Annotated in this window: 21 protein-coding genes; 3 read left to right on the plus strand and 18 right to left on the minus strand. The window is 58.9% G+C overall.

Annotation, left to right across the window (positions count from 1 at the left end; all coding sequences use genetic code 11):
* Positions 1–17: 17 nt before the first annotated feature.
* The 4 genes from IIA05_07260 to rsmA all read right to left on the minus strand — a co-directional run bounded on the left by IIA05_07260 (position 18) and on the right by rsmA (position 3279).
* Positions 18–803: an SDR family oxidoreductase gene (locus IIA05_07260; GenBank protein MCH9026897.1), complete on the minus strand. Its 786-nt coding sequence runs from the start codon at positions 801–803 to the stop codon at positions 18–20.
* An 83-nt stretch (positions 804–886) separates the two neighbouring features.
* Positions 887–1720, minus strand: a complete 834-nt coding sequence (locus IIA05_07265) for a symmetrical bis(5'-nucleosyl)-tetraphosphatase (protein MCH9026898.1) — start codon at positions 1718–1720, stop codon at positions 887–889.
* A gap of 30 nt (positions 1721–1750) precedes the next feature.
* Positions 1751–2194 (minus strand): universal stress protein, encoded by a 444-nt coding sequence (locus IIA05_07270; protein MCH9026899.1) that lies wholly within the window; start codon positions 2192–2194, stop codon positions 1751–1753.
* Between the two features lie 284 nt (positions 2195–2478).
* Entirely contained in the window at positions 2479–3279 is an 801-nt protein-coding gene (gene rsmA, locus IIA05_07275; GenBank protein ID MCH9026900.1) for a 16S rRNA (adenine(1518)-N(6)/adenine(1519)-N(6))-dimethyltransferase RsmA, read from the minus strand.
* 247 nt (positions 3280–3526) lie between these two features.
* Between rsmA and IIA05_07280 the strand changes: the two genes are divergently transcribed.
* Entirely contained in the window at positions 3527–4855 is a 1329-nt protein-coding gene (locus IIA05_07280; protein MCH9026901.1) for a DUF222 domain-containing protein, read from the plus strand.
* Between the two features lie 19 nt (positions 4856–4874).
* Here IIA05_07280 and pdxA read toward each other — a convergent pair whose 3' ends face one another.
* From pdxA to lptD, 3 genes are read right to left on the minus strand one after another with little or no spacing between them, the layout of a single operon-like run.
* Positions 4875–5909: a 4-hydroxythreonine-4-phosphate dehydrogenase PdxA gene (gene pdxA, locus IIA05_07285; GenBank protein MCH9026902.1), complete on the minus strand. Its 1035-nt coding sequence runs from the start codon at positions 5907–5909 to the stop codon at positions 4875–4877.
* Entirely contained in the window at positions 5881–7194 is a 1314-nt protein-coding gene (locus IIA05_07290; GenBank protein MCH9026903.1) for a peptidylprolyl isomerase, read from the minus strand. The genes pdxA and IIA05_07290 overlap by 29 nt, the downstream gene beginning before the upstream one ends.
* Before the next feature lie 9 nt (positions 7195–7203).
* Positions 7204–9453: an LPS assembly protein LptD gene (gene lptD / locus IIA05_07295; protein ID MCH9026904.1), complete on the minus strand. Its 2250-nt coding sequence runs from the start codon at positions 9451–9453 to the stop codon at positions 7204–7206.
* A gap of 44 nt (positions 9454–9497) precedes the next feature.
* Between lptD and IIA05_07300 the strand changes: the two genes are divergently transcribed.
* The gene (locus IIA05_07300; protein ID MCH9026905.1) at positions 9498–10505 is read left to right on the plus strand and encodes a phosphotransferase; all 1008 of its coding nucleotides are present in this window, start codon (positions 9498–9500) and stop codon (positions 10503–10505) included.
* Positions 10502–11173, plus strand: a complete 672-nt coding sequence (locus tag IIA05_07305) for a nucleotidyltransferase family protein (protein ID MCH9026906.1) — start codon at positions 10502–10504, stop codon at positions 11171–11173. Before IIA05_07300 ends, IIA05_07305 begins: the two co-directional genes overlap by 4 nt.
* Here IIA05_07305 and lipA read toward each other — a convergent pair.
* From lipA to mreC, 11 genes are all read right to left on the minus strand, one after another.
* A complete protein-coding gene (gene lipA, locus IIA05_07310) occupies positions 11164–12075 on the minus strand; it encodes a lipoyl synthase (protein MCH9026907.1) in 912 nt (303 codons plus the stop codon). The genes IIA05_07305 and lipA overlap by 10 nt on opposite strands.
* A 65-nt stretch (positions 12076–12140) precedes the next feature.
* Positions 12141–12767, minus strand: coding sequence for a lipoyl(octanoyl) transferase LipB (gene lipB / locus IIA05_07315; GenBank protein ID MCH9026908.1), 627 nt, complete (start codon positions 12765–12767; stop codon positions 12141–12143).
* Positions 12764–13102 (minus strand): DUF493 domain-containing protein, encoded by a 339-nt coding sequence (locus IIA05_07320; protein ID MCH9026909.1) that lies wholly within the window; start codon positions 13100–13102, stop codon positions 12764–12766. Before IIA05_07320 ends, lipB begins: the two co-directional genes overlap by 4 nt.
* The gene (locus IIA05_07325) at positions 13017–13865 is read right to left on the minus strand and encodes a D-amino acid aminotransferase (protein MCH9026910.1); all 849 of its coding nucleotides are present in this window, start codon (positions 13863–13865) and stop codon (positions 13017–13019) included. The genes IIA05_07320 and IIA05_07325 overlap by 86 nt, the downstream gene beginning before the upstream one ends.
* Before the next feature lie 15 nt (positions 13866–13880).
* A complete protein-coding gene (locus IIA05_07330; protein MCH9026911.1) occupies positions 13881–15026 on the minus strand; it encodes a D-alanyl-D-alanine carboxypeptidase in 1146 nt (381 codons plus the stop codon).
* A gap of 105 nt (positions 15027–15131) precedes the next feature.
* Entirely contained in the window at positions 15132–15896 is a 765-nt protein-coding gene (locus tag IIA05_07335) for a septal ring lytic transglycosylase RlpA family protein (protein MCH9026912.1), read from the minus strand.
* A 13-nt stretch (positions 15897–15909) separates the two neighbouring features.
* The gene (gene mltB, locus IIA05_07340; GenBank protein MCH9026913.1) at positions 15910–16797 is read right to left on the minus strand and encodes a lytic murein transglycosylase B; all 888 of its coding nucleotides are present in this window, start codon (positions 16795–16797) and stop codon (positions 15910–15912) included.
* 140 nt (positions 16798–16937) lie between these two features.
* Positions 16938–18065 (minus strand): rod shape-determining protein RodA, encoded by a 1128-nt coding sequence (rodA, locus tag IIA05_07345; protein MCH9026914.1) that lies wholly within the window; start codon positions 18063–18065, stop codon positions 16938–16940.
* A gap of 5 nt (positions 18066–18070) precedes the next feature.
* Positions 18071–19963 carry a penicillin-binding protein 2 gene (gene mrdA / locus IIA05_07350; protein MCH9026915.1) on the minus strand — a complete coding sequence of 631 codons (1893 nt, stop codon included), beginning with the start codon at positions 19961–19963 and terminating at the stop codon, positions 18071–18073.
* Positions 19964–19966: 3 nt separating this feature from the next.
* Entirely contained in the window at positions 19967–20452 is a 486-nt protein-coding gene (mreD, locus tag IIA05_07355; protein ID MCH9026916.1) for a rod shape-determining protein MreD, read from the minus strand.
* Entirely contained in the window at positions 20449–21246 is a 798-nt protein-coding gene (gene mreC / locus IIA05_07360; protein MCH9026917.1) for a rod shape-determining protein MreC, read from the minus strand. Before mreC ends, mreD begins: the two co-directional genes overlap by 4 nt.
* Between the last annotated feature and the right edge of the window lie 90 nt (positions 21247–21336).

Raw genomic sequence — 21336 nt, forward strand, 5'->3', positions numbered from 1 at the left:
GGTATTCGCAATCCCGCCTACAGGCAATCGGTCCGCCCGCCATCGACCGGCAGGTTGATGCCGTTGATGTAGGCGGCGGCGGGGGAGGCCAAGAACGCAATGGCGCAGCCAATTTCACCGGGTTCTGCGAACCGCGCCATCGGGACCTGGGCGAGGGCGGCGGCGCGCACCTGCTCGAAACTTGCCCCTGATTTCTCGGCCCGGTTGCGGAACAGGTAATCGAGTCTTTCCGTCGCGGTGAAGCCGGGTAATACGTTGTTGACGGTTATCCCCTCGGGTCCGAGTTCCGCCGCCAGGGTTTTCGCCCAGCTCGCGACGGCGCCGCGAATGGTGTTGGAAACGCCGAGACCCTTGATCGGCTGTTTGACCGAGGTCGAGATGATATTGATAACCCGTCCGTAGCCGCTGTCGCGCATGCCGGGCAGGGCGAGCCGCAAAATGGTCTGGGCCGCGACCAGGTGCTGACGAAAAGCCTGTTCGAAGGCATCGTTGTCGGCGAGATGGGCTGGGCCGGCCGCCGGCCCGCCGGAATTGTTGACCAGGATCTGGACCGGCTGCTTTGCCAGTTCCGGCTGCAGCTTTTCTTCCAGGCCGTTGGTATCGGCCATGTCGGTTGCGAGGTTGCGGTGCGCTTGACCATCGCCCGTCGGCAGAGAGTCGCGGGCCGCCGCCAGGGCCTCTTCATCGCGCGCCAGCAGCAGGATGTTGCAACCCAGGCCGGCCAGTTCCTGCGCGGTGGCCAGGCCGATGCCCCGGCTCGCGCCGCAGACGAGGGCGTTTTTTCCGTGTAAGTCGAGATTCATGCTCTGGTTCCGCCGGCCTTTTCAGCCATTGATTATTCTGTCGGCAAAGTATCGGGTTTGCCCGGTAACGGTCAAGCGCCGCGTCAGCCGGGCGCCTGGTATGCCGGGCATTGTACGCTGACCGCGGGCCCGGACCGGTCCATGCGCACGGCACTGAGCTGCCCGCCCCAGACACAGCCGCTGTCCAGGCACTGCACGCCGTCTTCTTCGGCCAGGCCCAGCGTCGACCAATGGCCGAATACGATGCGCGACCCCCGGCTGGCCCTGCTCGGTACGCGGAACCAGGGCAATATCGATTCGGGCAGGCCCGCCGGCGATTCCTTGCGTGCCAGCAGCAAATGACCCTGCCGGTCACAGTAACGCAGCCGGGTCAGGCAATTGACGATGAACCGGATCCGCTCGTGGCCGGCCAGCCCAGGATCCCAGCGGTCGGGCAGGTCACCGTACATGTTGCGGAAGAATTCCCGGTAGTCCGGTCCGCGCACTACGGCCTCTGCCTCCGCAGCGAGTTGCAGCGCCAGTTCGACGTTCCATTGCGGCGCCAGCCCCGCATGTATCAACAGTATGCCGTTTTCGTGGTGAGCCAGCGGCCGGTGTCTGAGCCAGTGCAGGAGCGTCGCGGCATCGTCGGCATCCAGGATTTCCCGCAGACCGGGATCCATGGGCTTGCTATCCTGGTTCGGGACCGCACCATCCGCCAGCGCCAGGAAATGCAGGTCGTGATTGCCCAGCACGCTGACCGCGGCGTCACCCAAAGAGCTGACGAAGCGCAGGCACTGCAGCGATTCCGGTCCGCGGCTGATCAGATCGCCGGTGAACCAGAGGTGGTCGGCGGCAGGGTCGAAGTCGATTCGCTCCAGCAGGCGGCACAGGTCTCGATAACAACCCTGCAAATCGCCGATGGCATAGATCGCCATCAGCGCGGGTATCCAATGGTCAGGGGGCGGTTACGAATCTTTGTGACCCAGCCTGACCGCGAGTACGTCACAGGGCGCGGCATGCAGCATCGTGTCTTCGGTGAAGTTGATGATGATCGCCAGTCCATGGCGCTCGCGGCAGCCGAGTACGATCAAGTCACATTCCTGGTCCCTGGCCACTCGGATGACCTCGGCCTTGATGTTGCCGACCTCGACATAGCGCGGCGTGTCACCCAGACCCAGGCTGGCGGCCAGCGCCTCGAACCGGGTTTTCGCGGATTTGACCAACTCGTCTTCGATCTGGACCGAGGGCAAAAGCGCCTCGCCCATGGGTTCGACCGGGACATACTCGACGACATGAACCAGGCAGAGATCCGCCTGGTAACGATTCGCCATGTCAACAGCGCGCTTGCCGATAATTTCACTATCGTCCGACAGATCAACCGCCAGCAGAATTTTCCTGTAATCGCTCATGTCTGCACCCCGTTTACCACCCGCTCACGGTCCCGTTATTGTGGTGACGCCATATTGATTATAGATGAATGGCTTTAACTTGAAATGACCTAGGAGTCTGCGCGGTAGAAATATCCGTAGCGAGAAAGTGTCACAGCGAGGACAGTTTTTCGATCTTTTGAGGCGCATAGTGGGACTACGCAACGAAAAAGATCGGAAAAATGGACCGCTGTGGCGCTTTCGCACGACTGCAGGGACGCAGGAGGTAGAGCAACGCAGGAGCGGTTGCCGAGTAGGAATACTTTCTACCGCGCAGACTCCTTGCTCAAAGCGGCCAGGGCCGCGAACTGGGCCGGTGACAGGTTTTCCGGACGCAGGCCCGGGTCGATACCCAGACCGCCGATCTGCTCCACGGAGACCATCCCCCTGAGCGCGTTGCGCAAGGTTTTGCGGCGCGCGCTAAAAGCCTGGGTTACCAACTGCCGAAAGCGTTCGGGGTCGGGAACCTCGAATGGGCGTTGCGGCCAGGGGGTCAGTAAGCAAAACGCCGACTCGACCGCCGGTGGCGGCTTGAATGCACCGGCGCCGATAGTGAACAGTTTCTCGACTTTGACGGACGCCGCCAGCATCACGGTCAGCCTGCCATAGCGTTTGTTGCCGGGCGCGGCCGCCATCCGCTCGACGACCTCTTTCTGCAGCATGAAATACATCACGGAGACGCAGTCAATCTGCCCGAGCAGATGAAACAGCAGTGGCGTGGAAACATTGTAGGGCAGATTGCCGACGATTTTCAGCGCGCCGCCAGCCTGTTTGCGCTGGCGGAAATCGAACTTCAGGGCATCGGCCTCGTGGATCAGCAACTCGCCGTGACCGGCGGCTTTTTCCCGCAGCAACGCCACCAGGTCGCGATCCAGTTCCACCGCCTCCAGCGCGCCATGTTTTTGCAGCAGGGGCAGGGTGATCGCGCCCTGGCCCGGGCCGATTTCGATGATGGTGTCGCCCGGCCGCGGGTCGATCGCGCTGACGATGCGCTCGATGACAGCCGGGTCATGGAGAAAATGCTGACCGAAACGTTTGCGGGGGCGGTGGGTTATGGGGCGGCTCATTTTTTTCTCAGTTCCCTTGGTCATTCCCCTTGATCAACGACATGGGAGTCGGGGGAAATTCATAATATCAGGCTGCCCGATTTTTGAAGTTTCTGATTCTCAAGGATGCCCGTTGACGCGCAATCTGCAGCCCATTTACAAGCCCGGTTTCTGGGCAAATCAAGACGATTAAAGCTTTATTTTTCAGTAAGATAAGCCTATACTACTGGGATTAAGAACAGCATCGATTCAACCCCCGGAGCCCACCATGTACTTGTCCCATGCCCAGCGACTACAGAACCAACGACACCGCAAAGAACTCGGTGCCGAGATCACCAAACTGTGCGGTTATCTGAATGCCGCCGAGTACCGGCTGCTGAAGCTGATCCGCGAATTCGATGAAGCCAATGGCTGGCATGAAGAAGGTTTGTATTCATGCGCCCACTGGCTGAACTGGCAATGCGGCATCGGCATGAACGCAGCCCGAGAGAAGGTCCGCGTGGCGCATTGTCTGGCAGATTTACCAAAAATCAGCACGGCTTTAGAAAAAGGCGAGATCAGCTATTCGAAGGTGCGGGCCATGACCCGGGTTGCGAATAGTGAGAACGAAGTTTTTCTGCTGATGATCGCCAGGCACGGCACTGCCAGCCACATGGAAAGACTGATCGCCAAGACCCGCTGGGTCAAAAGACTGCAAGACGCCCAAAACGCCAACCAACAGCATGAACAGCGCAAATTGACTTTTGCCTCCGATGAAGACGGTTCGTTAGTGATTCGTGCCCGATTGCCCGCCGAACAAGGCGCGCTGGTCCTCAAAGCCCTGGAAATGGCGATGGACCGGGCCAAGGCCGAAAGACAAGAACCCGATGTTTCCGCGGAAACATTCAACAACCCCAATCCTAAATCAAGGGTCCCGTTCAGCGTCCACCGGGCCGATGCCTTGATCGAGCTGGCCGAGACTTATTTGAGCCATGGCGCCAAGACCTCAACCACCGCGGAGCGTTACCAGGTCGTCATCCATGTTTCCGCGGAAACACTCGAAGACGGCAGCGGCGAGATCTGCGAACTCGAACACGGCCCCAATGTTTCCGCGGAAACATCGAGACGCATCAGTTGTGACAGCAGTGTGGTCAAGCTTTTCGAGGACGAAACCGGCGAACCGATCAATATCGGCCGCAAATCCCGGGTTATTCCATCGGCCATGCGGCGAATATTAAAAGCCAGGGACAAAGGCTGCCGCTTTCCCGGTTGTACCCATCAATATTACATCGATCGCCACCACATCAAGCACTGGGCCGAGGGCGGTGAAACCAGTATCGACAACTTGGTGCAGCTATGTCGTTATCACCATCGATTGGTACATGAAGGCGGTTTTGGCTGCGAGAAGACCGCCGATGGCCGCATTGTTTTCAAAAACAAAGATGGCAATGTCATCCGCCGTGCCGAATATTACCCCCCGATCCCGCCAAAAACCGACGCGGCGGACTTGCTGAGCCATGAAATCCCCGGGATCGACATCGACTCCAAAACCTGCGTGACCCGGTGGGAAGGCGAGAAGATGGATTACAGTGTGGCGGTCGAGGCGTTGTTGGGGTAGCGGTGAGGTAGCGCTGCTATCAGTCTTTGGTTCGCCTCTCAACCAACTCTATCGCCAGTCGTAACGCCGCCTGCAAACTTCCGCTGTCGGCTTTACCCGTTCCGGCCAGGTCCAGTGCCGTGCCATGGTCCACCGAGGTGCGGATCAGCGGCAGACCGAGACTGATGTTGACGGCCTGGCCGAAGCCGGCATGTTTTAGCACCGGGAGGCCCTGGTCGTGATACATCGCCATGACCGCGTCGCACTGTTCCAGTTGTTGCCGGGTAAAAGCGGTATCCGCCGGTAACGGGCCGCGGATGGCCAGGCCTTCTTTGCGCAGCCGATCGACCGCCGGTGCGATGATTTCGTCGTCTTCGCTGCCCAGGTGACCGCCTTCGCCGGCGTGCGGGTTGAGGCCGCAGACCAGGATTCTCGGTTCCTCGATGCCGAACAGATCATGCAGATCCCGGTGCAGCACCCGCAGGCTGTGCTCCAGTTTGTCCCGGGTAATCGCATCGGGGACCTCACGCAACGGCAAGTGGGTGGTCGCGAGCGCGACCCGCAGATCGCCGGCCAGCAACATCATGACGACATCGGACGCATGGCCTGACAACTCGGCGAGCATCTCGGTGTGACCGGAAAACCGGATGCCCGCTTCGTTGATGATGCCTTTGTGCACGGGTGCGGTAACCAGCGCATCGAAGACGCCGGCCAGGCACTCCTTCGCCGCGTGGCCGATGCACTCGACGACCTGGGCCGAGTTGGCCGGGTCAAGCTCCCCTGGGGTCGATGCCTTGCTCAGGGGAATGGACATGCACGGCAGGCGGCCGGGCTCGTGGGTTGCCGCCGCGGACGGGTCGTAAGCGCTGATCTCGACGGACGAGCCGACCTGAGCCGCCCGCTGCCTGAGCAGTTCGGCGTCGCCGACGGCGACCAGCAGCGCGGGCCATTCCAGGCGCGCTATGTCCAGGCAAAGCTCCGGGCCGATGCCGGCGGGCTCGCCAGTCGTCAACAGGATGCGGGGATGAGCCAAATCAGAGGCTTGCTTACAAGCGGTATTCCACGAACGCTTCATCGCGCAGGCGCTGAATCCAGACCTCGGTTTCCTCGGACGCCCTGGCGGTGCGAATTTCCTGGACAGCCTGTTGCCGCCTCAGGTCATCGGTGTTGTCGTACTCGCGGTGCTCCAGCAATTGGACGATGTGCCAGCCGAAAAAGCTCTTGAAGGGCTCTGATATTTCGTCGATCTGCAGCGTGGTCAGCATTTCCTCGAATTCCGGGACGAAGGAGCCGACTTTTTGCCAGCCCAGGTCGCCCCCGTCGCGTGCCGAAAGCGAGTCTGCGGATACGGCGATTGCGATGGTGGCGAAATCCTCGCCGTTGATGATTCGCTCCTTGATATCGACCAATTTCTTCCTGGCCGTCTGGTCATCGACGATGGCGTCCGTATGAATCAGGATGTGCCGGCTGCGGTGCTGGGAGACTATCGATCTTTGAATTTCCGTGCCGCGGATTTCGTTTACCCTGATAATGTGAAAGCCGCTCGGGTTGCGCGCCGGTTCGGAGACATCTCCGGGCTTCATATCGATGACCAGTTCATTCAGAAAACCCGGTAACTGGGCGCCTTTGCGCCAGCCCAGATCGCCGCATTCCAGCGCTTGCTGTCCATCCGAATATGCCAGCGCCAGTTCACAGAAATCCTCACCGGACTGGAGCCGCCGGTAAATATCGGTGGCCTTTTTCTCCAGTTTTTTCACAATTTCGGGTGTCGAGGATGGTGAAACCGAAACCAGGATATGCGACAGCAGGAATTCATTGCTGGCGCTCTCGGCCAGTCTCTGTGCTTCCAGATGCTGGTCCAGCTCTTTCGGCGAAACCCGGATGCGGCGCAGGACGTCGCGCTGCTTCAGCAGGTCGATAATTATCTCTTCGCGCATTTCTTCGCGGAACACGCGGTAATTGATCCCGGTTTTTGCCAGTGCCTCCGGCAGCTCGGTAAATGAAACCTCGTTTTGGACGGCGATCCTCTCAAGATAAGAGTTCAGCATCTGGTCGGAAACGGCGATGCCGGTCTTGGCCGCAAACTGGGACTGAATTTTTCTGACTACGAGCCGGTCCAGCACCTGCTGCTGGATGATATTCATCGGCGGCAGGTTGGTCGTTCGTTCCCGTAGCCGATCTATGATCAGGGTCACTTGCCGGTCGAGTTCGCTCTTCAGCACGACACCATCGTTGACCACGGCCACGATGCGGTCGAGAAGCTGGCCTTGATCGCTGAGCTCTCGGTTCTGGGCCTGAATCGCGATAGCCGGCATCAGGCAGGCGATGCTGGTCAGGGCAATAATTTTCTTGGAAAGCATTGTTGATTATCAATTGCCGGGGTAGCCAAGGATACCATTTTTCAAGACGTTGCTGGCGCGGCTGCCAATTTTACTGAGCCCCTTGAGTTCGATCTGCAGGATAAACGAACTGTCGGATTCTCCCGATCGCCGGGAAATAAACTTTCGCGAAACCAGTTGCAGTCCCCAGCAGCAGCTTTGGTATTCCAGCCCGACCAGTCGTTCCAGCGTCGTGTTGTCCCGCAGAGAGTAATTGAGGCGCCCGAGCAGGCTCCAGCGGCTCGTAAAAGGCAAGACGAACGAGAAATCCGCTTCTTCGAACACACCCTTCTGGTATCGATGCATCACATTGATCACGCTGGATTGCGTGGGCAGGTATTGCACACGGGTTCGCGAGATCGCGGTCGCATTTGTTTCCGGGTCCCATTGATAAACAAGGTCCAGGTTCCACTGGCGATACAACGCCAGGTTCAGTTCGGCGATAAGCTGCGAGCTGCTGGATGTGAGGGGCGCCTGGCCGGGCAGCGTGATCTGGCGGTCGCTGAGAAAAAAGGCCTGGCCCAGCGTGGCCGATAAAACCTGGCGACCCTCGCTCTCATCCAGGATGCGGGTGGTGACACCGATACTGACCTGGTCGGTTTCACCCAGCCGGTCAATACCGATAAAGCGGTTGGCTCGAAACAGTTCGATGGTGTTGAAGGTCGGTAACTCACTGTCAAATACCGGCAGGTCATTCTGATTTCGAAACGGAATGTGCGCATAGAAAATCCGCGGCTCAAGCGTTTGTACGAACGCCCTCTTGCTTTTCACGGTGCGCTCAAAAACCAGGCCGCCAGCCATGGTAAATATGGGCGTTGAGCGAGTCGGTTTCCGCTCCTGTCCCGGTGCGGTGTTATCGAGATCGTATGTCGTGTAGTCCCAGGCCACGCTTGGGGTCAGGTAGTAGCTGGGACTGCCCAGCGTGAAAGACAGCCCGGGCCGTAAATTCATCCGCTTGCCGGTCACGCCGGTATCGCGGTGGAAATTCACCAGTTCCAGATCCAGTTGCCAGTCCAGTGCCGACAGGCCGGTATGACCCTGCCCGCGAACGAGTATCTGGGGTAGCCGTTCGTATGGCAGTTCATCATCGGCCAAGGTCGGATCGATGGTGCGAAAATTCTGTGCGCGGGTGGATATCCGCCAGTTGTCGTTGACGTAATCAAGCTGAACGTTGCGTTCGAGGTGGGTTCTGCTGGTGGTGTCGATGTCGCGGCCAAAATCCTCGAAATATGTCCTGTCGGACACATCCTCAATGTGGGTGGTTGCCCGCCAGCCGTTGTTCCAGGTTGTATTGTGCTTCCACAAACCGTAACTGCGCTGGGTTCGCAAGCTCTTGTCCTTGCCCAGGTACTCGAGCTCGATCGTCCCCCGGCTTTTGTTGCTCAGGTAGCGAAAATCCACGTTTTGTTGCCAACCGCGGGTACTCATGAACATCGGTGTGTAGGTGAGGTCATAATTTGGCGCGATGTTCCAGTAATAAGGCAGTCCAAATTCAGTGCCGCTGCGCTCGGTACGACCAAAGGTCGGCAGCAGGAATCCGGACCTGCGTTTGTCGGAGACCGGGAAAGACAGGTACGGGAAATAAAATACCGGGATTTTGCCGAATCGAATCTGTACATTGCGGGCTACGCCCCAGCCCTCCTCCTGATCGATTTCCATCGATTTGGCCCGCAGTGTCCAGTCGTTGGTGCCTTCCGGGCAGGTCGTATAGACGATGTCCCGCAAAAGCAATTGGTCCTCGCTTATGTTTATCTCACTGGCTGAACCGCGGGCCGGTCGTTCGGTGAGCACGAATTCAGAGCCTTTAAATTCGATGTTTTTGCCGGTCCCGCTGATGCGTCCCTCGGAACCTGAGATACTGAGGCCTGGTTCCAGGTACTGGAAGTCGCCGCTGATGCTGAAAGATTCTGTTTCCGGGTCGTACTGGGCCTGGTTGGTGCGGACAAATCGCTCCCCCATCCTGACTTCGACGTCGCCGGTAACGGTGATTTTGCCATCGCGGTTGACGCGGCCTTCGCGGGCACGGAATTTGACCTGCCCATCCATTGGGTGACTATAGACAGGCGCTTGCGATTCCGGCGGGGAATCCAGCGGGGGAATAATGCACAGGCTCTCGTCGGCGGTGGCAGCAGTGGCCAGCAACATTCCCAACCAGGCCAGGTGCTTGAAGCCGATATTCAGAATCTCAATGCTCCGCGCTTGGGCGGCCGTTACAATGGCACAGATGGCTATGGCCTTCAATTACAATGCCGGGTCAAAGGTGTGGACCGCAGCCAGGAGATTTTGTGCCCGAAAGACTGGACCTATTGAGACTATGGCTGGGCCGGCAAACCGCAATTGCGGGGATCGATGCCCGGACCATCGAACCGGCAAGCCGAGACGCCAGTTTCAGGCGTTATTTCAGGGTGTGGTCTGGACAGAACAGCTATATCGTTATGGATGCACCGCCTGCACAGGAAGATTGCCGGCCGTTCGTACAGGTTGCCAAAATGCTGGCCGATGCCGGCGTCAATGTGCCTCGCATTTTTTGCACCGACCTGGATCAGGGCTTTCTGTTGCTCGGTGATCTCGGTTCGGAAACCTATCTGCAGAGGCTGCGTGGCGATGTTGATCCCGATGCGCTGTATCAGCCGGCGATTACAGCGCTGGTCTCCATGCAGTCCGTTTGCCACGCGGGGCTCGATCGTCTGCCGCCCTATGACCGGGCTCTGTTGATGCAGGAAATGGCGCTGTTCAAAGACTGGTTGCTCGCGGCCCACCTGGGTATCAGCCTGTCATCGCGGGCATCGGAAAAACTGCAGGAATGCTTCGACTTCCTTTGTGCCTCCGCGCTTTGCGAAGAGACGGTTTTCGTGCACCGGGACTTCCACTCGCGAAACCTGATGTGGTGCGAACAGCCACCGGGCGTGCTGGATTTTCAGGACGCCGTTCGCGGTCCGCCCACTTACGATCTGGTCTCGCTATTGAAAGACTGTTATCTGAGTTGGCCGCGCAAGCGGGTGTCGGGCTGGATCGCAGACTACCGGCGCCAGGCGGCCGAGCGAGGGATACCTTTGCCGCGATCGGCTGAATTTCTGCATCGCTTCGAATTGATGGGTGTGCAACGGCATCTGAAAGCCAGCGGTATTTTTGCCAGGCTCTGGCATCGTGATGGCAAGCCGTTCTACCTGGACGACATACCGCGTACGCTGAGTCACATCATCGAAGTGGAGTGCGGCGACCCGCAGCTCGTATTCCTGCAATCCTTGATTCGCGAGCGCATTCTGCCGGCGCTGGAGACGGCGGCCTCATGAAAGCGATGATTCTGGCCGCGGGTCGCGGCGAGCGGATGCGCCCGCTGAGCGACCGCACGCCAAAACCGCTGCTCGAAGTAGCCGGTCGTCCATTGATTCATTACCACCTGGAGGCGCTCGCAAGAGCGGGTGTCAATGATGTGGTAATCAACCTGTCCTGGCTGGGTGAGCAGATTCGCGATGCGCTGGCCGACGGTCACGATTGGAATCTGACTTTGCATTTTTCGGAGGAGGGGCATCCGCCGCTGGAGACCGGTGGCGGGATTTTCCGCGCTTTGCCCATGCTGGGCCCGGACCCGTTCCTGGTGGTCAATGGCGATGTGTGGAGCGACTTTCTATTCGATACCCTGGCGCTGGCGGACCGCGACCTGGCGCATCTGGTGCTGGTCGATAATCCTGCGCACCACCGGCAAGGCGATTTCGTGCTTGCCGAAACGCGGATCCGTGACGATGGCAGCCAGGGGCCGCGACTGACGTTTTCCGGCATCGGCGTGTATCGGCCGGAGTTGTTCGTGGGCTGCGACGGTGGTGCGTTTTCCCTGATCCCCGTATTAAAGGCGGCGATCGCCAGGGGCCTGGTATCCGGCTCGCATTATTCCGGCAAATGGCTGGATGCCGGGACGCCCGAGCGGTTGAGCGTGCTCGAGCAATTGATAGCTCAAAATTGAGCGCTGGCGAAGGTTCCATCCGCCTGCAGGTCGGCGTGGTATGAAGACCTGACCAACGGTCCGCTGGCGATGTGGCTAAAGCCCATCGCATAGCCGTCTTTTGCAAGTTCCTGGAACTCCTCCGGCGTCACATAGCGGCTGACCGGCAAATGATACCGGGTCGGCTGCAGGTATTGGCCGATCGTCAGCATCTCGCAATCGTGCGTGCGCAGGTCGCGCATCACATCACGTACCTCGTCCAGTTCTTCACCGAGACCGAGCATCAGTCCCGACTTGGTGGGTATCTCCGGATGCGCGGCCTTGAAGTCGCGGATCAGGTTGAGCGAATGCTGATAGTCGGAGCCCGGTCTGGCCTGCCGATACAGGCGCGGAACGGTTTCCAGGTTGTGATTGAAAACATCCGGCGGGCTGACGTGCATCAGTTTCAGCGCGACCTCCATACGGCCGCGGAAATCCGGGACCAGGATTTCGATCCGGATGCCCGGGCATTTTTTGCGGATCGCGCGGATGCAGTGAACGAAATGTTCGGCGCCGCCGTCGCGCAGATCGTCGCGATCCACCGAGGTGATGACCACGTAGCGCAGTTTCATGTCATGGACGGCTTGCGCCAGGTGCTCCGGTTCCTGCCGGTCCAGCGGCGCCGGCCGGCCGTGACCGACATTGCAAAACGGGCAGCGCCGTGTGCATACATCGCCCATGATCATGAATGTCGCCGTCCCGTTGCTAAAGCATTCGGCGAGATTGGGGCAACTGGCTTCCTCGCACACGGTGTGCAGGTTCTGGTTGCGCAGCATGGTCTTGATTTTTGCGACCGCATCCGAGGTCGGCGCCTTGACCCTGATCCATGACGGCTTGCGCAGCGGCGTCACCGTCATTTCGATTTTCACGGGGATGCGCGCCATTTTTTCCTGGGCGCTGAGTTTCTGCCCTGGCTCTAGCCGGGGGCGTCTTTCTGTGCTGGGCTGGTTCACGAGGCGTATTTTAGGTTTTTTAGCAAATAATGTTCAAGCTCAGCCGCAACTTTTTCGAGATCGGCGGGTCCGCCAAGGTCTTTCAGTTGAATCACTTCGAGGTCGGCAAAGCCACAGGGGTTGATGCGGCTGAAAGGCTCGAGATCCATGTCGATATTGAACGCCAGCCCGTGGTAACTGCAGCCGCGGCGAATCCGCAGCCCGAGGCTGGCGAGTTTACGGCCATCGACATAAACCCCCGGCGCGTCGGCCTTCGACTGTGCTTCGATGCCATAATCCGTGGCCAGGTCGATAACCGATTGTTCCAGCGCGCTGACCAGTTCGCGGACCCCGAGGCTCTGTCTGCGCAAATCGATCAGTGGGTAAACCACGAGTTGCCCCGGGCCGTGATAGGTGACCTGCCCGCCGCGATCGATGTTGATGACAGGAATATCGGCCGGCGCCAGCAGGTCTTCGCGGTTGCCGTTCAGACCCAGCGTGTAAACCGGCGGATGCTGCAGCAACCAGATTTCATCGGTCGTCTGCGCATCGCGACGATCGGTAAAGGTCTGCATGTCGCGCCAGGTGGGCTCGTACTCGACCAGCCCCAGCCGCTTGATAACGACATCGGCACGCTGGCTCATAATGCCATCAGGACTCGTTCGGTGGAGGTCAGTTCCAGATACAGCTCATCCAGCTGCTGCTTGCTTTGCGCCCTGATCACGATGGTGACCGAGACAAACCGCCCGTTGCTGCTTGACCGCGAACTGACCGCTCCCTCCGGCAGTACGCCGACATGGCGCTCGGCAATCTCCTTGACCAGGGCCTCAAAATCATCGGCATACTTTCCCATGACCTTGAGCGGAAAATCACAGGGAAACTCGAGTAACGTGTCAGCAGGTTTTTTTGGCAATTTGAAAAGCCCGATAAACTTTTTTCCACACCGGTCCCGGCAATCCGTCTCCGACCGCCCGGCCATCCAGCCGGGTAACCGGCAAAAGCTCGCGCAACGCGCTGCAGATCCAGACTTCGTCTGCCTGGTATAACTCAGCCTTGCTGAATCCCTGGCTGACTACCGTTATTCCCTGGTCGCGGGCAACATCGATGACCCGGTCGCGCGTTGTTCCGGGCAACAACACGGGTGCGTCCTCGGGTGTGCGCAAGGTGCCGCCGATCAACGCGAATACACTGCTGGACGAGCCCTCGGTAATCATCCCGTCTCTTTCGAGTATGGCTTCATCCGCATCCTCATCGGCCGCCTGTTGCCGGAGCAGCACATTGGCCAGCAACGATGTCGCCTTGATGTCGCATCGCTGCCAGCGAAAATCCTCGCAGATTGCTGCCGATAGCCCGGTTTCTATTGCCTTTTCCGATGGCGCCGGGAAGGCTTGCGTCATCGCGAAGACGGTTGCCTCGATAGCCGCCGGAATCAGGTGGTTTCTTTCCTTTGGCGCACCGCGGCTGACCTGGAGATAGATTGCCATATCGCCGCCGCCATTTTGTTCGATCAGCCGTGCAACCAGGCCGGCAAAATCGAAATCGCAGCGCATATGCACCGCGGACAGGCTGTTGGCCAGCCTTTGCAGATGGGAGTCGAGGGCGAACGGCTGGCCATCGTAAACCGGAATGACTTCATACACGCCGTCGCCAAACAGGAAACTTCGGTCGAGCACCGAAACCTTCGCTTCGGCCAGCGGCAGCATTTCGCCGTCAAGAAAACACAACCGATGTCGATCGCTCATAGGCTGCGTTCCCAATCAGTAGAACCAAAGCTTGATTTCATCAATTGTCCGGTCGAAAAAACCGCCCAGAGGGATATTGACCAGCGGGTACAGGGGTTGTTGCGCGATCAGCTGCTCGTCCAGCGTGACCCGTATTTCGCCGATTGCCTGTTCGGTGCTAAGCGGAGCCAGAATTTGCGGCGGCAGGTCAATCTCCGCTCGCAGGTCGTCATAGCGGCCTCTCGGGATAGTGATGAAAAGTCCCTGCTTTACCCCGAGGCCGGCGGTTTCCCGGGTTCCCTTCCAAACCCTGATATCGTTGACGCTCTGCCCGGCGACATACAATTCATGAGTTTCGAAAAAGCGAAAGCCATAGTTGATCATCGCCTGGCTGGCATCGCTGCGCGCCCTTGAACTGGTTGTGCCCATGACCACCGATATCAGTCGCATCGTGCCGCGGCTTGCCGACGTTACCAGGCAATAGCCGGCCGATTCGGTATGCCCGGTCTTGATTCCGTCGACCGTCGCATCCTGCCACAGCAGGGCATTCCTGTTGCGCTGGGTAATTCCGTTGTAGGTGTACTCTTTTTGCGAATACCAACGGTAGTAATCCGGAAACCGCGCGATCAGCGCCCGGGCCAGTATCGCGATGTCGCGTGGCGAAGTGTAATGGTCCTTCGCCGGCAGGCCGGTGCTGTTCCGGAAGCTGGAATTGACCATGCCGAGTTGTACCGCGTACTGGTTCATCATTTCGGTAAAAGATTCTTCGCTACCGGCAACGAATTCGGCAAGCGCCACACTCGCGTCGTTCCCCGACTGAACGATCATCCCCTGCAACAGTTCCTCGACGGAAACCTGGCTGTTTACCTCGATAAACATCCGCGAGCCAGGTGTGCGCCAGGCTTTCTCGCTGACCTGTACCTTGTCGGCAAGGGAAATATTGCCATTCGCCAGTTCATTGAAAACCGTAAACGCGGTCATCATTTTGGTAATGCTGGCTGGCTCGATATGCTGGTTCGGATTTTTTTCACCGAGCACGAACCCGGTATGCGCTTCCATCAATATCCACGCAGTCGCGTTGATCGCCGGCGGCGCGGGGATCGGCGTGTTTTGCGCTGCGACCGGCAATGCGATCAGCGTCAACAGAACGAATGACAGGAGTCCTTGCGATTTGCTGTTCATGGGTTCTTCCGGGAAACAGTGTATGTCTGGTGAAAAAACGAATTGTAATTCGGCTGCGGCAGAGTTGACAGCTTTGCAGGCGAGCCGTACAAAAAAACCGCCGGCCTATTCGCTCGCAAGATAGGCATCGCTGACGCCGAGCTTGCCGACCCGCGCAACAGTGGCATCAAATTCCTCCACACTTGCGACCGGGCCTATGCGGACGCGGAAAATCCGCTCGCCGTCGACGCGATCCTTGCGGATGACCACATTCTTCAGGCCTGCTTTGCGCAGCATGGATCGCAGGCGGGACGCGTTGCCGCGGTCGGCAAACGCACCAACCTGTACAAAAAGTGCGCCGGCGACCATTGGCAGCCGGCCGCCGCGTTGTTTCCGGCCACTGGATCTTGGGGTAACGACCTCGACTTCGACAAAACTTGTGCCGTTTCTGATCATATCCAGCTCCACGGCGGCGCCGTAGGAAAGGTCGATCAGGCGGTTGGCTACAAAGGGTCCGCGATCGTTGATCCGAACGATAATGTTGCGGCCGTTTTCCAGGTTTGTCACCCGCGCGTATGCAGGCAGCGGCAGCGTTTTGTGCGCGGCGCTTGCCGCGTACATATCGTATCGCTCGCCGGTCGCGGTCAGGCGGCCATGGAATTTTTTTCCATACCAGGACGCCACGCCCCTTTCCCGGTAACCGATTGCATCATTCAGCACATAATAGCGTTTCCCACGAACTTCATAGAATGCCGGGTTGCCGCTGGCGCTTCTGGGCTCCGCTTTTGGAATGACTTCCCGCATCTGCCCCGGCGCCGCTGGTGTGGACGGCGCGCTGTCTTTGCGCGCCGCACAGGCAGAAAGGGCCGGCAAAATAGCGGCAATCAACAATATTTTCGTTACCCTATTCAGCGTCTGTCTGCCGGCGTTTTTTGATTTCACTGGCAAGCTCGAATACGGCCATCGCATACATGCGGCTGCGGTTGTAACGGGTAAGCGCATGGAAGTTGGCAAACCCGACCCAGAAAACCGGCCCATCTTCGCTTTCCAGCTGGATCAGCACGGCCGGCGTATCGTCATCCATCTGCCCGCTGTCGAATTGCACGCCTTGTGCGCGGAGCTGACCCACGCTGGTGTCCAGGCCAAGCGCATTGCCAGGCGCCGTGGCCGCCATTGCTGCCGGGACTTGCGCCGGCACCGCAACGGTGGCCTCACTTTTCCAGCCGTGATGTACCAGGTAATGGCCGACACTGGCGGTGACATCGGCGATGTTCTCCCAGATGTCTTTCTTGCCGTCGCCATCGCCATCCTCGGCATAGGCCAGGTAACTGCTGGGCATGAACTGCGGCATGCCCATGGCGCCTGCATAGGACCCGACAGGTGCGAGCGGGTCTAATCCTTGTGCGCGGGCCAGCTCGAAGAATTTGGCCAGTTCCCGGCGAAAAAATTGTTGCCGCGGCGGGTAATCGAAGGCCAGCGTACTGAGCGCGTCTATAATTCTGTTCTTGCCCGGGCGGTCGCCATAATAGGTTTCCACACCGATGATGGCTGCGATTATTTTTGCGTCAACGCCGGAGGTATCCGCTGCGGACAGGATGGCCGCCAGGTTGTCTTGGTAAAATTCCTTGCCGCGCCTGATGCGTTCATCGGTCAGGAATATCTGCCGGTACTCGTGCCACGGCTTCACTTTTTCCGCCGGCCGGCTTATCAGTTCGATGATTCCTGGTTTGGATTCCGCCTGGCTGAGCCAACCCGCCATTTGCGCGTTATCAAACCCATGATCACGCTGCATTTCCTGAATAAATGCGCGTATGTCTGCTCTTTCGATATCGATCGCACCGGCCGGGACAACCAGCGTCAGCAAGAAAATAAAAAGGAAAAAACGAAAACCGGTTTGGTCGGGTATGGTGAGCGTTAGTGGCAATGGTCGGGTCACGTTGGCAGCAGTTTTCGATGTGACTGGAAAGACATCAGCATACCGAAACCCACCATAAGGGTCACCATCGAGGTACCGCCATAACTAACCAGGGGCAGAGGGATCCCGACGACGGGTAACAGCCCTGTGACCATTCCGGCATTGACGAAAACATAAATAAAGAAGGTCAGGCTGATTGACCCGGCGAGCAGGCGGCTGTAGGTGTCCTGCCCGTGTACGGCGATATACAGGCCTCGGCTGACCACAAAAAGATAAGCGACAAGCATCAACAACAGCCCGAGCAGACCGAATTCCTCGCCGAGTACGGCGAAAATGAAATCCGTCGATCGTTCGGGCAGAAACTCCAGGTGGGCCTGGGATCCGTTTAGCCAGCCTTTGCCAAATACGCCGCCTGACCCGATCGCGATTTTCGACTGGATAATGTGATACCCGGAACCGAGCGGGTCGGTTTCCGGGTTGAGAAAGGTCAGTACGCGTTGCTTCTGATAATCGCGCATGAAATGCCAAAGTAGCGGCAGCGCGCCCATCGCGAGTCCGCCGGCCAGCAGAATGAAGCGGCCCGACAAACCGGCAAGCAGGATCAGCAGGATGCCCGACGCACAGATCAGTAATGCGGTGCCAAGGTCGGGTTGCGTGGCGATCAGGATCGTCGGCAGCATAATGATCACCAGCAGCTTTAACAGGTCCTTGGCGTCAGGGGGCAGGCGCCGGCTATGCAGGACCCACGCGGCCATCATTGGAACCGCGAGCTTCATGATTTCCGCCGGCTGAAAGCGGATCAGGCCGAGATCGAGCCAGCGCTGTGCGCCTTTACCACTGGCGCCCGTTACCAGCACCAGTATCAGCATTACCATACCGGCCAGGTACAACCATGGAGACCACATACGCAGGTATTTTGGCGGTATTTGGGCCACCATCAGCAAGGCGGCGAGGGCAACGCCGATCCTGAGCAGTTGGCGTAAAACCAGATCGACCTGCTGACCGCCCGCGCTGTACAGCACGAACAGACCGGCGCCGGCCAGCAGCAGCAAGCCGATCAGCAGCGGGCCATCGATACATAGCTTGCGCAGGAGGCGCCCCGCGAAACTCAGCGCGCGGTTGGGTCGGAACTGTTCGGCATCCAGAAAAATCACCGGTTTTGCCCCCGGTACCAGGCGTCGAGGACCTGCCGGACCACCGGCCCGGCGGCTTTGCCGCCGCTGCCGCCGTTTTCGACCAGGACGGAAATGGCTATCTGCGGGTTCTCCAGCGGAGCGAAGGCCACGAACAGCGCATGATCGCGCAGGCGTTCGTCGATTTCCTCCTCGTTGTACTCTTCTTCCTGGCCGACGCTGAATACCTGTGCGGAACCGGTTTTGCCAGCCATTTTGTATGCAGCGCCCAGCGACGTTGACCAGCCGGTGCCGCGCGGCGTGTTCATCACGGCGTCCATGGCCCGGTGAATATCGTCCCAGTGACGGTCGTCTGCCAGTTCGACCGCCGGCAATTCTTGCGGCGGAATCTCGGTAGTCTCACCGCTCAGTGGATTGCGAAGAGCGGTAACCAGCCTCGGTCTGAACCGTTTACCCCGGGTCGCCATGGTCGCCGTGAAGTGGGCCAGTTGCAGCGGTGTGGCCAGCATATATCCCTGGCCAATACCGGTAATTACCGTCTCGCCGGGAAACCAGATTTGGTCGGAGCGCCTGGAAAAGGCGCCTCGCTTCCAGTCCCGCGAAGGTAACAAGCCGCTTTTCTCGTTTGGCAGATCCAGCTTGGTGGGCTCACCAAAACCGAAATCCGCCAACATCGCGTGGATGCGGTCGATTCCCAGATCCATCGCCAGCAGATAGAAAAAAACATCGCAGGATTCGACAATTGCATCGTTTAAATTGGTCTCGCCATGACCTTCTTTTTTCCAGTCACGGTAACGATGCTCGTTGCCGGGGATGGAGTAATAACCCTCGCAAAGAATGTTATGTCCGGCGGTGAACGCGCGGTACTCGAGGCCAGCCAATGCGATGAAGGGCTTTACCGTCGATCCGGGCGGGTAGGTACCGCTGAGCGCGCGATTGAACAGCGGTTTATCGATGTCGTTGCGCAGGGCCAGGTATTCTTCATTGCTCATGCCTCCGGCGCTGAAGCGGTTTGGATCGAAACTGGGTTGGCTGACCAGCGCGAGTACGTCGCCGTTGTTGACGTCGATGACGACCACGGTACCGCGCCGGCCCGCAAGTGCGGTTTCGGCGACGGTCTGCAGGCGGCTGTCCAGGCTGAGAATCAGGTCGCTGCCCGGCACAGGTTCCTTGCGATTGCGTAACAGTTCCTCACGGGCTCCGCCTTTGGCATCCATCTCGCGGCCTTGCGCGTTGACCAGCAACTGCCGGTTGCCCGGTTCGCCGTGCAACTGGTTTTCGTACTGGCGCTCGATACCGTTTTTTCCGATGTGGCTGGTTGCTGCATAACGGCTCGCATCCACCCGTTGCATATCAGGTTCCGACAAGGCGCCGACGTAGCCCAGCACATGCGCGGCGCTGGACCCCAGCGGATAACTTCTGACCAGCGCGGCCTGAATATCGACGCCCGGTAGTTCATGCCGGCGAACCGAAAGCCTTGCCAGTTCCTCGTCGTTCAGTCGGTAGCGCAATGGCACAGCTTCAAAACTCCTTTTGCCGCGTTTGCGCTGAAAAAAGCGTTGTCTTTGCTCCTCATCGATCAACTTCAGGTCGCTCAGCCGGTCCAGGGTTCCATCGAGATCAGATACCTGCTCAGGTATCAGCACCATCTGGTAGACGGGCAGGTTTTCCGCCATGACGATGCCGTTGCGGTCGAAGATGATGCCGCGGGTCGGTGCCAGCGGCTGAATCCGGATTCGGTTGCCATGAGACAAGTCGGCGTAGCGTTGATATTCGACGACTTGCAGGTTGATCAAACGGCTGGTCAGCAGGCCGGTCAACAGGAGCAGGCCGGTGAACGCCCACACGATCCGGTTATTGAACAACCGTTGCTCGGCCCAGGTGTCTTTTAGCGGTTCGTGACGCAGCATGGCTTATGCCCGGCGGGTGAGGACCAGCGCCCACTTCAGCAGGGCGACCAGGGGAAGCCACAAGGCGGCGCTGGACAGGACCGGCAGCCATCTTGCCATCCCCCTGGTGCTGTATCCGGCGACGCCGTCGACCCAGAAAAGCAGGAATTCGTAAACCAGGACCAGCAGCAGAATTGCCAGTGCCTGCTGCCCCTTCGGAAACACGCGAATTCGCAAATGAAGTTTGAGGTTGATGAACGCGATAAACATCAGGGCCAGCGCGTGCTGACCGAGTAGAGTGCCGGTCAAGGTGTCCATGGCGATCCCGACCAACCATGCGCCAAGCAGGCCAAAACGTTCAGGTCGGTGCAGAGTCCAGTATAGAACCAGCATGGCCAGCCAGGCCGGGCGCCAGGCGTTGATGGCATCGGGTAGTGGCACGATCGTCAGGATCAGTCCGCCGATCAGGCTGGCAAAAATAAAACCATCGAATCTGTAGACAGCTTTCATTGGTCCTGCACGTCGCCTGGCCAGATCAGTAAAAGTTCGCGAACCTTGTCCAGCTCTGCCGCCGGCGCCGCCTCGACATGGGCAAACGACCGGCTCGGATCGATCTCTATCTTGTTGACTTCCGCAACCGGATAACCCGCTGGAAACACGCCGCCCAGTCCCGATGTTACCAACAGGTCGCCGAGCCTGATGTCGGCGTTGTTAGGCAGGAAGGGCAGGTTCAGGATTTGCGCATCACCGGTTCCGACCGCAATGGTTCTCAGGCCGTTGCGATTGACTTCCACCGGCACCGCATGTTCGGGGTCGCTGATCAGCAGTACCTGTGAACTCAGCGGGCCAAAGTCGCTGATCTGGCCGACGATTCCGAATGCATCGACCAGTGCCTGCCCCCGATAAGTGCCAGCGATGCTTCCTTTGTTGATGGTTAGCAGGCGGCGGTAGGGATTCAAATCGATGGCCATGATTTCCGCAACCATGGTGCGATCCGCCATTAAGGCGGCGGTATCCATCAGCGCCCGCAGCCTGGCGTTTTCTGCTTCGATAGCGATCATTTTTTGAATGCTGGCATCGCTGCGCAGTTGTCGGCGTCGCAGGTCCTGGTTTTCCGCCAGCAGCTGGCGCCTGCTGGCCAGGCTGGTGGACATCCAGTCGGCGAGCGCAAACGGCAGATCGACCGCCGCCTGGATCGGGTATACAACGATACTGAGTTTCGAATGGATGGACTGGAGATAGTCCTCACGGCTGTCGAGGACCATCAGCAGTATGGAGCAGGCCAGCAGCAGAAAAAGCCGCATACCCAGTGCCGGGCCGCGACCGGGCAATACATCTGTCGGCTTCAATCCTGCCAAGGCCGTGTGCTCACCTCATCACCCGGCCAGTAGCCG

Source organism: Pseudomonadota bacterium (assembly GCA_022572885.1).
GTDB lineage: Bacteria > Pseudomonadota > Gammaproteobacteria > Steroidobacterales > MnTg04 > MnTg04.